The 14,931-nt window shown below is 38.6% G+C and carries 12 protein-coding genes; 3 read left to right on the top strand and 9 right to left on the bottom strand.

Annotation, left to right across the window (positions count from 1 at the left end; translation table 11 throughout):
• Nucleotides 1-30: 30 nt before the first annotated feature.
• The 3 genes from L3V41_RS07880 to L3V41_RS07870 all read right to left on the bottom strand — a co-directional run bounded on the left by L3V41_RS07880 (nucleotide 31) and on the right by L3V41_RS07870 (nucleotide 2,095).
• Nucleotides 31-831, bottom strand: a complete 801-nt coding sequence (locus L3V41_RS07880) for a class III extradiol ring-cleavage dioxygenase (RefSeq protein ID WP_237127502.1) — start codon at nucleotides 829-831, stop codon at nucleotides 31-33.
• Nucleotides 832-964: 133 nt separating this feature from the next.
• A complete protein-coding gene (gene tmpT, locus L3V41_RS07875; RefSeq protein ID WP_237127501.1) occupies nucleotides 965-1,597 on the bottom strand; it encodes a thiopurine S-methyltransferase in 633 nt (210 codons plus the stop codon).
• A 9-nt stretch (nucleotides 1,598-1,606) separates the two neighbouring features.
• On the bottom strand, nucleotides 1,607-2,095 hold the full coding sequence (locus L3V41_RS07870) for a DUF2938 domain-containing protein (protein WP_237127500.1): 489 nt from the start codon (nucleotides 2,093-2,095) through the stop codon (nucleotides 1,607-1,609).
• A gap of 100 nt (nucleotides 2,096-2,195) precedes the next feature.
• On the opposite strand from L3V41_RS07870, the gene L3V41_RS07865 reads away from it, so the two are divergent.
• Complete coding sequence (locus L3V41_RS07865) at nucleotides 2,196-3,077, top strand: LysR family transcriptional regulator (protein WP_237127499.1); 882 nt, start codon at nucleotides 2,196-2,198, stop codon at nucleotides 3,075-3,077.
• Here L3V41_RS07865 and L3V41_RS07860 read toward each other — a convergent pair.
• Nucleotides 3,072-3,647 (bottom strand): DJ-1/PfpI family protein, encoded by a 576-nt coding sequence (locus L3V41_RS07860; RefSeq protein WP_062567862.1) that lies wholly within the window; start codon nucleotides 3,645-3,647, stop codon nucleotides 3,072-3,074. The two genes, L3V41_RS07865 and L3V41_RS07860, sit on opposite strands and share 6 nt — an antisense overlap.
• Nucleotides 3,648-3,773: 126 nt before the next feature.
• Between L3V41_RS07860 and L3V41_RS07855 the strand changes: the two genes are divergently transcribed.
• Nucleotides 3,774-4,478, top strand: coding sequence for a hypothetical protein (locus tag L3V41_RS07855; RefSeq protein ID WP_237115544.1), 705 nt, complete (start codon nucleotides 3,774-3,776; stop codon nucleotides 4,476-4,478).
• Between the two features lie 37 nt (nucleotides 4,479-4,515).
• Here the strand turns inward: L3V41_RS07855 and rmuC are convergent, their stop codons facing one another.
• The 4 genes from rmuC to L3V41_RS07835 all read right to left on the bottom strand — a co-directional run bounded on the left by rmuC (nucleotide 4,516) and on the right by L3V41_RS07835 (nucleotide 11,986).
• Nucleotides 4,516-5,982 carry a DNA recombination protein RmuC gene (gene rmuC / locus L3V41_RS07850; protein WP_237127498.1) on the bottom strand — a complete coding sequence of 489 codons (1,467 nt, stop codon included), beginning with the start codon at nucleotides 5,980-5,982 and terminating at the stop codon, nucleotides 4,516-4,518.
• Between the two features lie 229 nt (nucleotides 5,983-6,211).
• Nucleotides 6,212-9,355, bottom strand: coding sequence for a DEAD/DEAH box helicase (locus L3V41_RS07845; protein ID WP_237127497.1), 3,144 nt, complete (start codon nucleotides 9,353-9,355; stop codon nucleotides 6,212-6,214).
• Nucleotides 9,356-9,770: 415 nt separating this feature from the next.
• On the bottom strand, nucleotides 9,771-10,733 hold the full coding sequence (locus L3V41_RS07840) for a transcriptional regulator (RefSeq protein WP_237127496.1): 963 nt from the start codon (nucleotides 10,731-10,733) through the stop codon (nucleotides 9,771-9,773).
• Nucleotides 10,734-10,747: 14 nt separating this feature from the next.
• Nucleotides 10,748-11,986, bottom strand: coding sequence for an AAA family ATPase (locus L3V41_RS07835; protein ID WP_237115547.1), 1,239 nt, complete (start codon nucleotides 11,984-11,986; stop codon nucleotides 10,748-10,750).
• Nucleotides 11,987-12,755: 769 nt separating this feature from the next.
• On the opposite strand from L3V41_RS07835, the gene L3V41_RS07830 reads away from it, so the two are divergent.
• The gene (locus L3V41_RS07830; RefSeq protein WP_062567868.1) at nucleotides 12,756-13,970 is read left to right on the top strand and encodes a hypothetical protein; all 1,215 of its coding nucleotides are present in this window, start codon (nucleotides 12,756-12,758) and stop codon (nucleotides 13,968-13,970) included.
• A 58-nt stretch (nucleotides 13,971-14,028) separates the two neighbouring features.
• On the opposite strand, the gene L3V41_RS07825 is transcribed toward L3V41_RS07830, so the two are convergent.
• Nucleotides 14,029-14,904, bottom strand: coding sequence for a DNA replication terminus site-binding protein (locus L3V41_RS07825; protein ID WP_237127495.1), 876 nt, complete (start codon nucleotides 14,902-14,904; stop codon nucleotides 14,029-14,031).
• Between the last annotated feature and the right edge of the window lie 27 nt (nucleotides 14,905-14,931).

Below are 14,931 nucleotides of genomic sequence, written 5' to 3'. Positions count from 1 at the left end.
ATCGTGAAAACAATGTGTTTGAACTTAAAATCATGCGTTCCACAAGAACATACTGGCTTGCTTGTTGGCAATACTTAGTTCGTAGATATCACTACAGGGGCGCATTGCCGTACCATAGCAAACATGTAGTGGCAATAAGTGCTCTTCTCGAGGATGACTAAAACGTGCCGCAGGGGCCATTTGCCATTCTAATAACTTAGCTTGTCGCTGTTGTTCACTCAGCTCAGCATTACCACATACATCAACTAGCCATTGCTCAAAAGCCATATTTTGCGCTTTAATTTCAGCGGTTTCAGGGGTGAAAAATGCGCGCATATTATGAAAAGTAAAGCCAGAACCAATGATCAATAAATTATCGTAATCAAGTTGTTGTAAAGCCTCACCTATCGCTAGGTGTAAGCTTGGCTCAAGGCTTGGATGTAACGACAATTGCACACAAGGTATATCTGCTTCTGGATACATAATTTTCAAAGGCACATACATACCGTGATCAAAGCCACGAGATGGGTTTAATGTGCTATCGATATTAGCCTTTGCCAATGCCTGATGTACTTTTTCGGCAAGGACAGGTTCGCCAGGACTTGGATACTCGATACTGTAAGCAGGCTCAGGAAAACCATAGTAATCATAAATTAGCTTAGGAGCAGCACTCGAAGTGATGCTAATAGGGTTCGCTTCCCAGTGTGCACTCACCATCAAAATAGCTGACGGCTTTTGAATTTTTGCAGCAATAGATTGCAAACAAGTTACCATATCAGCATGACTTGGATCACCAAGCAATGGCATAGGACCGCCGCCATGAGAAACAAATAAAACGCGTGGCTTTTGCATAAATGTGCTCCTTAAATACGCTTTCTTTTCATACCAATTCGCTTTTAACTATGGTGCACGCACAGAGATACAATAACCAGCCACAAAAACGCACAACTAGGGTGTGAATTTACACACCGCTAGTTTGTAAGTACTAACTTAAAAACCAAGCGACGTTCATGGCAGGGACTTGCCCTTTTAAGCCACCTTCTAGAGGCTCTTTACACAGTAATGTGAGTTGATAAAAAGCATCGTAGTGCTTATGTAGCTCATCGGCGACCACACTAAACGGCGGGCCCAAAAACTCACTTTGCTGATACTCAAATACCACCACTAATTGTTTAGCTCTATTGGTTAATTCAAGTAAATGCTGGGTATAGCGAATGCGTACAGGCTTTGGCAGCGCAACTAAGGCGGCACGGTCATAAACCGCGTTGATAGTGCCAAGTTCATTCGCGGTAAGTGCAAAAATATCGCCTACCCAAACGGTTAGATTTGCGCCTTGGTAACGTAATAGCTCGCCGTGTTGGCTGATTTCGGGTTCTAGTTTTAACTCATCAAATAATTGCTTAATGGCAATCTCACTAAGCTCAGTCCCAACAACACGCATACCTTGCGCGAGCAAATAATGAATGTCGTGAGTTTTGCCACACAGTGGCACAAAAACAGTATCGCCTTGCTGTAAATTTAAGTTAGTAAAATAATGATCTAGGTAACGGTTAACGTCTCCTTCATGAAAACCTATTTCGTTATTCTCCCAACGTTGATGCCAATGCTTTGCGTCCATTACTTACTCCTAAATAAATTGCATAAATTGAGCTGATAAATATAATCCGACACCAAAAAGTAGGTGAGTTACACTACTCTTTAAGCGGGCTTGAAATGGGTTTGCGGTTTTCGTAGCCATTATCCCCATGCCTAAAGCTGGCTGCATAACAAAAAATGGCATACATACGCTCGCTAATCCAAATATACATGCAGCGATTAAGGTGGGCTGTTCAAGCCAAGCAATACCGACCAGTAATATAAATAGAAACGAAAATAAAACACCAATAAAGTAGTGTACGCACCAGCCAAACACGCACTCAAAATGCTTAACAGGGCTAGCTGCTATATTCTGGTGCATAAACTTTCCATCTAATAACCCCAAGCCCCAACGGCCAACTAAACAAAAGTTTAATGAAGGAATCTTAAACACTTTAGCCAGCAAAAAAGCATAAAGATCAATGAACAAAGTCGCCGCTATGCCTACAAAAGTTATCACATAAATATCATTAACACTCATAATTAGATGCTCTTAAATGATTTAATAAAAGGCATGATATCTAATTGCAAAAGTGCTAAAAATAGTAAGATAAACAAACTATGATTGCATAAATGAGAACATGATTGACGATATCGCTCTATTCATACAGATTGTTAAACAAGGCGGCCTAAGTAATGCGGCTCAGAACTTGTCGCTGCCTACCGCAACAGTGTCGAGACGCTTACAACGACTTGAGCAACGCTTAGGTGAGCAGCTATTAAATCGCTCAGCAAGGCAATGCACGTTAACGCAAGCAGGTGAGGTGTATTTTCAAAGCTATGTTGAATTAATTGAGCAATTTGAACAAACTCACCGCCAGCTTAATGAGCAAAAAGCACAATTGTCAGGAAAGCTTAAAGTTTTAGCACCTCTGAATATTAGTCATGGTTTCTTAAAGCCGATGTGGCTCGCATTCACTAAACAGTACCCTGATATTCAACTTGAGCTACTGCTTAATAACCAACTTGAAGATCTCAGTAAAAGCCAAGCAGATATAGCAATAAGAGTAGGGCCGCAGGCTGATTCTATGCTCCATCAGAAAAAGTTAGGCAGTGTTGATAGCTTATTTGTAAGCACTAAAGCATATCTTGATTCGGCACCTGCCTTAGAAGAGCCAGCAGATTTAAAACAACATAGATTAATTGGTACCACTTTGAGAAATAAGTGGCAGCTAACCAATACGCAAACGAATGCAACTTATACTCACATGTGCCGATTTGCTACTACTTTTAATGATACTGGATTTGTAAAATACTTAGTTTGTGATGAGCAAGGTATCGCTTTGTTACCTCGGTTTGAGGTAATAGATGAATTAAAATCTCAGCAGCTAGTTCAAGTACTGCCACACTGGCGAGGGGAAAACCGCGACATTTATGCAATCTGGCCAAGCGCACGTTTACTGAGTAAAAAGGCTGCCTGTTTAAAGCAGTTTATAACCAACTATATTGCTGAACAATTATAAAGTCTGCCATTGATATTCCATCTGTTTAGCGGTCAGTAAGGCGTGTTCGTAGCTAATAAACTCAGCGACTAACGCTAGGCTCATATCAATGCCAGCAGAAATTCCCCCTGAGCTGGTAAACTTATCGTCGGTGACCCAACGAGTATCAGCAATCACATTGAGATCAGGAAACATAGCAGCCAACTGAGGTTGATCTTGCCAATGAGTAGTCACATTTTTCCCGTTTAAAAGCCCAGTTTTAGCAAGCAAAAACGCCCCCGTACAAACACTCGCAACACGCTTGGTGTTAGTGGCAGTGTCTTTTAACCACGCAATAACCTCTGCTTTTTCAAGTTCTCGAGTATGGTCACCACCAACCACAACAAGTAGATCAAGCGAAGGGCAGTCTGTGAAACTGTAATGGGGGTTTACACTATAACCACCGCGGGCAAGAACAGGACGAGTAGTTTCGGCAATTAAACTCACTTGCCAGTCATTATACGCTAGGCGCTCAGCGGTACTAAACACCTCAAATGGACCTGAGAAATCGAGCACTTCGGCATCATCATATATATAAATTCCAATATTCATACAATTGTTCCTGTTATGTGGATTTATTTCTTAAGTAAAAAAACGTACTATGCCATTTTTGCAGTTCGTTAATGACATATTATTAAATTGCGCACTGTATACAAACAAAACTTCAAGGCATTGTTAATGCGTTTTTTATTAATATTGAGCGTACTGCTGGTTGGTTGTAAAACAACACAGCAAAGGGTCGCTGAAATCAGTGAGGTATCGCCAGGCACTATTTATTTTCAGGGCGAAACATCTAAGCAAAATGTTGAAAAGTTCGAACAATTATTAGTAACTAGCAGCCAACAAATCAACACCTTAATTATTAATAGCCAAGGTGGTGATGTGATGGCTGGTCTTCATTTCGGAGGCTTAGTTCATGAATATCAACTCAATGTTGTGGTACGCGAGTTTTGTGCATCCTCCTGCGCCAACTATGTACTTACGGCAAGCCCGCATGTCTTTGTTGAGGAACAAGCCGTTATCGGCTGGCGTGGTGGCTCATTACAGCCATTATACGTGCCGATGGATCAGCCACCCGAGGTCGCTAGCTATATAGCAAAATGGCAAACCGCAGAACGACAATTTTTCGATATCATTAACGTTGAACAAGCGGTTACTATCATAGGAGTGATGCCAGGCATTAGCGAAAGACATGATTCCGCTATTTATAGTTACGATGCCCAAACCCTGAAGCGTTTAGGGTTACATATCGAGTTTGCAGGTGCGCAAACAGGAATGTCAGCAAATGGCGAAAAAGTAGCGCATGTATTCGAGCTTGAGGAGTCTGTACTTAACCACTTTTTACTGCTCAACGATATCGTTTCAGCTGAACTTATTAACTAATAAAAAGCCAACATGACGTTGGCCTTTTTGATAGATATCAATCTAACTCTAAGTGGGCTTTTTCAACACTGTCCGCGGGTAACTCTTTTTGAACAGAAACACCCAACTCTTTGAACTCAGAGGCCTGCTTAATCAAGTTTCCTTTACCACGATACAGCTGAGAAAACGCTTTATCGTAACTTTCTTTGGCGCGGTCTAATTGCTTACCAACCCCTTCCATACTGGTTAGGAAACCATTGAGCTTGTTATAAAAACGCTCAGCGCGGGCGGCAAGCTCTTTTGAGTATTTAGTTTGCTCTTCAAAACGCCACAGTTGTTTAACGATATTTAAGCTAGTCAATAAGGTCGTTGGAGTTGCGACTAAAATGTTTTTCTCGATAGCTTGCTGATAAATATCACTTTGGTATTTAAGTGCTTCAACAAATGCTGACTCAATCGGTACAAACATGATCACCACTTCAGGTGAGTTAATACCAGGGAGTCTGGCGTAGGCTTTGCTTGCTAACTCATTAATACGCGATTGCACAGCGGTTACATGCTCTTTTAGCGCCTGCTGCGCCTCAAGCTCTGTATCAGCATTTACATAGCGTGTATACGCGTTTAAAGAGGTTTTAGCATCGATAACTAAATGACGTTGCTGAGGTAAATACACCACCACATCAGGGCGTAAACGACCGTCTTCGGTGTTAAAGGACACTTCACGTTGATAATCTACCCCTGCACGCAGCCCAGCGCTATCTAGTACATTTTCAAGCATTAACTCCCCCCAATTACCTTGGGTTTTCTTTTGCCCTTGTAATGCGGTGCTCAGCCTATCAGCTTGTTCAGTGATAGCTTGGCTTTTAGCCTGTAAATGCAATAACTCTGTTTTAAGTGCAGCACGCTGCTTAAGATCTTCAACGTGGATCAATTCCATTTTATCGCGAAAGCCTTTTAGCTCACCTTGAACCGGCTTTAATAGTTGCTCAATACTCTCTTGGTTTAAGGTTTTAAAACGCTGCGATTTCTCTTCAAGGATTTGATTAGCGAGATTTTCAAACTCTTTTTTGAGTTGCTCTTTGCTTTCTTTGATATGACTAAGCTGCTCTTTAAAATGCAGTTCTTTTTGCTCTATCGTGCTTCGTAAGGTACTTAAATCAACATCCCGCTGATTAAGTGAAGCTTTAGTGTCAGCAAGCTCAGCTTCAACTTGACGCCAAAATTGGTTGTATTGTTGTGCTTGTTTTTCTTGTTCTACAAAACGAGTTTTAAAGTGTTGAGACTCATCACGTTGTTCAGCGTAATCTTGCTGTAACTGAGAAAGCGTCTGTTGGCTTTGTTCAAGTTGCAGCTGCTTTTGTTGTAAATGATTTTGCAGGATTTGCTGGCTATTTTGCAGTTCAGTTAACTGATTTTTTAAGCGACTTTTTTGCAGCGCAAAAATAACACCACTTGCAACAGCACCTGCAGCAGTACCAAGCACACCACTTTGCCAATTAATCTGTGTAATTAGCTCTGTAATCATAACGAAAACTCAATAACTTAAAGACACATCATCATAACGAATTAGTGCTCAGCAGAGTAGGGGGTTTAGGCATAAAAAAAGCCAGCTCAAGGTGAGCTGGCTCTAACATTACTAAAATTTAGTAACCAAATGGGAAATCAACATAATGCTTATGTAAACTGCAATTTAACAACAAGCATAATAATAGACGCCCTAAAATTTGATTAGTTCAAAAAAACTTTAAAAAAATTTAATTTTTTATCAGTGCGAGCATTTGTTCTTCATCAAACTGAGTGAAACTCATTGATTTTTCTGTAAATAATGCATCAACAAGGGCTTGCTTATGCTGCTGCATTTTAAATACTTTTTGCTCAATTGAGTTAGCCATAATCAATTTATAGACAAACACAGGGTTAGTTTGGCCAATTCGGTAGGCACGATCTGTCGCTTGTTTCTCAACGGCAGGGTTCCACCAAGGATCAAAATGAATCACAGTATCTGCTTGAGTTAGATTTAATCCCGTACCGCCGGCTTTAAGACTTATTAAAAACACGGATGTATCACCTTGAGTAAACTCTTCGATAACACGGTCGCGGTGTCTTGTTTGCCCTGTTAGCATACTAAAGCGGATGCCTAGCTCATTTAATCGCTCTGCTATCACATCAAGTGCCATAGTGAATTGACTAAATATAATTACCTTACGACCTTCGCTTAGCATGATAGGCAAATGCTTAGATAACCACTCAAGCTTAGCGCTGCCAGCCTGTGAACTAGGGTCGATCAATTTTGGATGACAGCAAATCTGTCTAAGCTTTAATAATGCATCTAAAAATGCCAGCTTACTTTTTTGCACACCTTGCTGGGCAAATAGATCGACCAATTTCTGCTCTAATGATTCAGTTATGCCGTTATAAATTTCTTTTTGTTTAGTTTCAAATTCAAACTCTTTAACTAGCTCGGTCTTCTCTGGGAGTTCTTGCGTTACCTGTACTTTAGTTCGGCGTAAGATAAATGGCATGATCAACGATTTAAGTTCATCTGCACGGGCAACATCGTTATCACGCTCAATAGGCATTTGAAAATAGCTCTTAAAATGTGTTTGCGAACCAAGTAAAGAGGGCATTGCAAAATCGAGCAAGGATTTAAGCTCAAATAAGTTATTTTCGATAGGGGTGCCGCTTAAGCACAGCTTGAAGTCTGCGTTAAGGCGCTTAACTAAGCGTGAAACCTGTGCGGCATCGTTTTTGATATATTGCGCCTCATCAAGAATGATGTTTTCAAAATACAGCGGCGAATAAAAGGCAATGTCGCGCTTAAGCAGTGGGTAAGTTGTTAAAATACAATCAGCTTGCGACAACTGTTGTAATTGGTCGCTGCGGGCAGCACCGAAGACGGTAGTGATTTTTAAGTTACTCGCAAACTTATTGATTTCACTTTGCCAATTACCAACCAAGCTGGTTGGGCAAACAATTAACGTAGGGCCTGCTTGAGGTGATTGCTTGGCATTCGCTAAAAAGGCAATAACTTGCAAGGTCTTACCTAGCCCCATATCATCTGCCAAAATACCACCAAGTTGGTGACGTTTTAAAAAGTTAAGCCAATCAACACCGTGTTGTTGATACTCACGTAATTGCACACCTGGGTTTAAGCCTTGAATATCGGACTTTTTAATAAGCTGTTGTGAGCTATTTAATTCAGCTAAGTAAGCATCAAGCGCATCGTCAACAATATTAACCTTAATTGCTTTTTGCTCGATAAGCTTAGACAAAAACGATAAAGGCATTAAGATTTCGTCACGAGTTTTGATGTATTCAAATCGCTTGCGATAATCATTTAATTGCGTAATAGCATTTTTTTCTACTACAGCAAAACGCTTCCCTACGTTGAAATAATAAAACAGTTCACTTTGTCGATTGAGAGATTGGAAGTCGGGATTATCTGTCGTAAATAGTTGTAGCGTTTTGACTCCCGAGATCACGATTTTACTAACTATTTGATGACCTTTACCACGCTGGACTTGAAGTGATACTTGCTTCAACCCTTTGCTGACGCTGAGCTTATCGTCTATTTTCCAACCACGTTTCAATAAGTTAGGAACTATTTCATACTTAAGCCAGTGCCCGTGAATCGCCGAGTTTCTATTAAAAATGAGCTCAGTTTGTAAAGCCCCTTTACAGAGTTCAAAACCGAGATTTGTTAGCTCATTTACAACCGTATTCTCAAGCGACTTGTTCAGTATATCAGCAGGTGCCTGACCTAAATCATACAGCGAATTATGATAATTAAACTTTAAAGAGAGTGTGATTACGTTCTCATCACTATTGATACTAATGACAGGAAAAACTGTACGGGAGTTATTTTTCTTACTTTGCTTAAAAGCGTGGGGGATAAAACCTTCACCAAAGTTTTCATTAAGTTGCTGATAAACGCGGTCAAAGTTCTCTGTATGAATAGCTGGCATATTTGCAAGTAAAGCAATCTCATCAGCGGTTAACGGAGTACGTATACGACCTACTTTTAATTTATCAGGATCGAGGTAAGTAGGAGGGGTTGTTTTTAACAATAACCAATTATCTTGGCCTGCAAGTTTCATATTTAATGAGGTTAAGTCTTTGTGTTGTGTCCAACCAAACTCTAAAGCTTGCATGCTGTCTGCTTTTATAGGCTGACGAGAGCGGCCTAAAAACAAACGTTGAGTTGCAATTAGCTGTTGCAGTGCAGCGAAGCCCCATTGACCTTTAAGCTCAAGTTTACCGAGTGCATTTTGAGAACGGATCCAGCTATATAAACGAAAATCCGATTCTAATAAATCAGTAGGAGTTACAAAGCTATTTAATTGCTGCTCAGTTAGGTTTCGACCCAATGTATAGTCGTGTTCTGAGTCATAATTAGCAATTTTTGGGGTGAGGGTTACAACAGATTTCTCTACATCGAGGACAAATAATAGAACTTGTTTAGCAGTATTAGTGGTATTTTGCTTTAGCGTTTTAAGTTCACTAAACCAATCATTAATGATGTAGTCTTCACCGTAGTCACCAGAGTGTTCTATTTTCAGCTTAAGAAGCACAGCTGCAACATGCCGGCATTTAGTTTTAGAACCACAAGTACAATGTGAATCAACCGAAAAGCCACTTGGTAATTTACTGATCTCAATATGTTGAGTGAAGGTATTACCTTCATTACCAAACATTGATGCATCGATAATACTAAAGTCACTGTTATGCTCTAACCAGTTGATTTGACCGTTCTGGTGGTATTCTTTTGCTTTACTTAACACATGTGGCTTAAATAGCTGTTTAATGAAGCGCTCAGATAAAGGAAACTGAGTTTCTTGCTCTTGTTTGATTTCTTCAAAGATAGCTAATAAGTCATTTTTAGATAAGTTAGCAGACATAACGTTTTTGACAGTAAAAACAAAAAATAATTCTGCCAGTATATGATCTATCGACCAAGAGCTAAAGCACTATCGAGGCATTTTGGACTGGTTGGAGCTGATTACTTAGTAAAAAAATGCTCCTAGGTAAGATCAGAGCAGAAAAAGACCAGAACGTTCAATTAACAAACAAAAATTGCACACGTTATAAACAGGTTAATCACAGAAGAGGGGCTTTACAGATCGCTATTTTACTAAGCAAACAAGATTAAGAGGAAAAGAAGCCTGTAAAGGGTGCTTAGTTAGTAAAAAACTGATCTAAGAGGGTGAAACCAGCATAATTTGAATGTTATAGATCACTATTTTACTAACAAAATGAAATTATAGATCACGCTTTTACTAACTATAAAAGCGTGAGAGATCGTTATTTTACTAACTAATTGAAGCTACTTAAAAGCTTAGTTAACTGCTCTAAGCGTTTGTCTGTCATCACTTTATTATCGATTTTGACAGATAAATCACCGCTTTTTATATTGCGCTGTACACTCACAAATTCACTGTCGATCAGCGCTTCACGACGACTTGGCGCGGCTGGTTCAGCTGTTAATACTTTAGTAATTGCTAACGCACGTTTATCATCGCTACTAATTAGCGCGATATCTGCATCATTGCTTACATTATTGACTAGCTTTGCAAATAGCTTTTCATCACGCTCCTTAGCGCTAATAAGTTTTTTCGCCACTTCTCGACCAACATGATTTGCCGTAGGATACAGGCTTAAAACCTCAGAAGGTAGGTTCTCATAAGCTTTGATAGCATCGGCAATTGCTGTGTGAGATACCCCCTCAATAGCCGCTATCTCACGATAAGAGCCTTTTTTTCCTTCGGCGATAAGCTCATCACGGGTTTGTTGATATGCTTGGCCAAGCTCCCACAGACTCGGAGCAATGTATTGATCTGATGACACCGCAAGAATTTTAGCATCTTGATCTGTGAAATCTTCAGAGCTTAAAACTAAGTAATCGGAATTACTTAAAATACATGCTTTACGGCGACGGGAGCCTGCTAAAACAAGCATTTCGTCACCTTTATCCCAACATAGAGCAGGGTGCTGGTTGCGGCCGTCTTCAGCAATTGCAGGAAGGATATCGGCAACCGACTTTTCATTTAGTAATGATTGTACACGGCGATTTTTGCCATAGACCTTTGTTCTAGATTCAATTTCAGAGCTAGGGATAACCTTACACACTAAAGTAATTAAGCGAGTCGGATCGCTAGGAGCAGGCATACTAACTACATCTCCAGCTGTTGCCTGTTCTAGTAATGCATCTAAGCTACTGCTTTCAATTGATGTTGAAAATGGGTCTAAGCTGGTATCGTTCTTACGTTTTTTAGCCATTTTTATTATTAACCTTACTTAGCTGGATTAAGAGAAGATTGGGTTGATTGCCAATTAGAACGAATCAACATTTCTAGTTCATCAACGACATCTTTGATATTTTCTTGAGCACGAAGGAGTGACTCTCGACTAGCTAAGCTATCTGATGTTTTTTGATCAAAAATAGTGTTAAAGGATGATGAGCTGGCAGTAATAGCCGAGCTATGATTAATTGGATAACTCATGACTTGGCGACCAAATGCACTACGTACATCTTTTACAATGTCACGCTGTGAGTGATTTCCTTTTACATAGTTAGTTACTAAGAACTGCATAAAGTCCCAGCCTTGGTGGCCTAGTGCTGCAACTGTATGATAAATTTCACCCAATCGTTTTAAATATTTATTGTTAGCATCAAAGTCTACAGCTTCAGGATGAACCGGAATAAGCATCGATGTTGAAGCCATTAATGCATTGTAAAACATAAAGTTAAGAGAAGGTGCGGTATCTATTAAAATAAGATCGAATTGGTCTTTTACTGGTTCAATGACTTTTTCAAGTAACTTATGATAATGACGCGTTTTATCATAGCTTGAGCTGTCTTTTAATAATGTTGCAGTTTCATGCTCAAAGTAAAAATCATCCATCCCAGAGGGTAAAATACGAATATTAGGGATATGAGTTGGTAGAAAAGAATTAGTAACCAATTCATCCCAAGTTTCGTTTTCTTCAAGTTCAATACAATCACGCATTAAGTCACCGACAGTGATCGGATCCGGCTCGCTCGGTGGAAAGAAACTAGATGATGAACCTTGTGGATCGAGATCAATAATACCAATTCGATAACGTTTAATGTTAGTAGTAGCCAATGCTGCAGCAATATTCACCATACTTGTTGTTTTACCACAACCACCTTTTAGTGAATTGATAACAATAACTTGTAATTTGTCATCTGCAGTACGGTGATCAGGCTTAATATCCATAATGTCTGCCATAGCGAAGATATTAACTAAAGTATAAGCATAATGACCGTTGGCACCGCGTTTGATGTTAAGTTCATCAAAATCACCATTGTCATGACGTCTTTTTAAGGTGCGATTATTACAGCCTAATAAGTCTGCGGCTGCTTTTTGGGTGTAGGTTCGTAGTTCTTTTTCTTCAGATTTTAGATGAGCACGATAATGTTGAATACGTCCTTCTAGCGATTTTTCAGCAACTTCTGCTGTCGCTTTTAGTAACCTATAAGTGGCTAGCGCATTATTATTGATAGACATACTTTCTTCCTCAAAGTTATGGTTTAAGTATAATGTCCATTCAAATTGCTGTAAACAAGTATTTAAGGCGACATACCTTTTATTTATAAGACATTTAATAAAAATTTGGAACTTTAGTGAAACTAAGTATAAATAAATAAGATTAATATCGGTTAAATATATAGGTATATAAGGTTAATATGCTAAAATAGTGAAGTATATAACTGATTTTATTGAATATTCTTAAAAAAGTCAGATCGTAATTTTACTTGGTAAAGATCAGATCTCTTAATACTCACAGATCAACTTATTACTAAGCAAAAACTAAGCACCTAAGTTATTCACAGTTTAATCACTGATTTGCTCACATTTTTAACTGTGCGGATCAAATTTTTACTAACTAAATTAGAAAGTTATACACCGAGATAGTTGCTATTTTAATTAAATAGTTAGTATGGATCTGATCTGTAGTTGGTACAGATCAGATCTTTGCTAACTAGAACTAGATTTATCCACATGCCGTTTTAAAAATGAGATTTATGTCGTGTTAATTTAGTAAAAAAACTCGTTTAACAGGACATAATTTAAACTGAGTTAGTAAAATCTGCACCTATGAACTATACCTTAGTAAAAATCTGATCTGAAATTTAGCAACCGCGAGTTAGTTAGTATAAAGCTGATCCTTAGAAATTAATTATGATCGGATCAAGTTTTTACTAACTTAAACATTTAACTTTTGTGGTTTTATGTGTTGTTATTAACTGTCGAAGAAAAATTGGAAATAAGAACAATGAGCCGAAAGGTCAACATCTCGGTTGATAATTTACCCGATACCTTACGCGGGCAGATCCACGGGGTGGAAAGTGCAATAGATAATGAAAGTCTTGCACTCTTTACAGACAACAAAGATGTGCGCGTTTCAATTGAAAATGCTGCGCATGGTTTGAGAGCTTACTCAAATACATTTAATCATTATGATTTATGGGGACGCTTTGTCCGTTCTGGTCATAAAAAGCTTCCGGTTGAAGAAGCACCTAAAAAAACCATCGTTACCAGAAGAATTTCAGAAAAGGTTGACGGTATTCTTTATGACGGTGAAATTAAAATTACACCTGCGGTCGTTAGCACTAGAAAAGATGGAGAGGATGTAGAATATCTTGTTTGGCCATCTGACCGAGAAGAAAAAGTCGAGCGTGCCCTTATTCGCCTAGCGTCTAAAGGTAAAATTGTAAAAATTAATTTTAAATCGGGTATTCAGTACGCGGTTGTTTTTTCAATGAATGAATTAGCGCAAGAATTAAAAGCCGTTGGTCAATCAATGCCGTATCCGCAAATCAAAGAATCTTTAGAAGCATTACAAGGGTCTAAACTTTCTTTTAAATATTCAGCGACTGATACTCGTAACACTGACATTGATGATTCTTTTTACGAATCGAATATGAACTTTTTATCGTCACTTCATTTTAGTGGCAAAAAAGGTCAAGGTGGTAATGTGAAATGTGTAGCGTGTTTGAATGCTTTTGTTCATAACATGATCGATAACCTTGAATACAAAGGTTACTACTTTAATAGTGCGCAAGAATTAAAACGTGGTTTATCTCGTTGGATGATGCTTCGCTTGTATCATTTATGGCGTTATGCAGCACCGGGTAAGACCTACCATTTCCGACTATTATCAATCATGGAAAAATATGGCTCTATTTATTCAACAGACGAAATTACCGAGAATAAATTAAAAGCGTTACGTCGTGATATGACGACAACAATGAAAGATTTAATAGAGAAAGGTGCAATCTCAGAATATAACATTACCAATGTTAAAGACGATAAAACGGGCAATATTATTGATTACACTTACGAGATGCATCCATCTGATCAATTTTGTGATGAGATTCTTACACTAAATAAGCATAACAAACGAATCGAAATTCAAGGTGGTAAACGCATTGTTGAGAATGCTGTATTAATCGATGAAGATAAAATTGAAGAAATAGTAGAAGACTAATCTCTTCAATACCCTCAACTATATTGAAAAGGCCACGCGAGTGGCCTTTTTAACATAATCAATCTGTTACTTGTTCTAAGTAAAGTCTATCAACCAAGAAATCATATTCTCTTTTACGAGGATGACTCTCGGGTTTTTTATAATCAGGTAATGTACCAAGTTTTACATCGGGTTCTGGGTTTATCAAAATAAATGGTAAAGCAGCACTAACATGATATCGGTTTTGAGCTGTGTATCTTACGTTAACTTGCGGGCTCACTCTTGTTGGCCTACGAATTCGTAACTTTTCTTTATCAACTAAACTTGCAACACGACTTTGCTCTTGTGCAACTAGTGCTTGCCAAGAATGCTGATCGATCATTCTTGGATTAGAGTAACCAGCCGATTTATCCAACATTGCTAAAGCCATCTTTTTTGTAAGTGTTTTGGTTGCGTGTTTATGCATCCAAGTGAAACGGACGGAGTAGGGTGACTCGGTCTCAAAATGGACTTTTCGATAAGCGGCTAATGTAATTAAATTTGGTACAGCATTATGAACAGCTTCAAAGCGAGCATCATTATTGTCGATAGCTAATACACAATTTTTAAAATCAGCCTTCGCTTTATTTAACTGATTTATTCTCGCTGTAAAATGTGTCTTATCAACATCCTTCAAAATTAACAAACCTGGATGTCTTTTCAAAACTCGACTACTTAGACCTGATTTTTTATAAAAGTCACCAAAGGAATTTAGAATTAATTTGTGGGCTTCATCTCCATCAACTTTTTGTACAGCAATAGTGGATGGGATTTTCTTTTCTTCATTTATATCTATATCAGGTAACTGATAAAATGTTGCTTTATGGAAAGCAACTTGCCTTAATTCTTCACAAAACAAATGGGTTAATTCACTTACCAAATCAAACTGACTGCGAATATGTAGTTTTGAACTCATAAGAACACATCGTACTTAAACATAAAT

Origin of the sequence: Pseudoalteromonas sp. L21, from assembly GCF_021728035.1 — a bacterium.
GTDB classification, from domain to species: Bacteria; Pseudomonadota; Gammaproteobacteria; order Enterobacterales; family Alteromonadaceae; genus Pseudoalteromonas; species Pseudoalteromonas arabiensis.
This window is presented reverse-complemented; position numbering and strand designations above follow the sequence as displayed.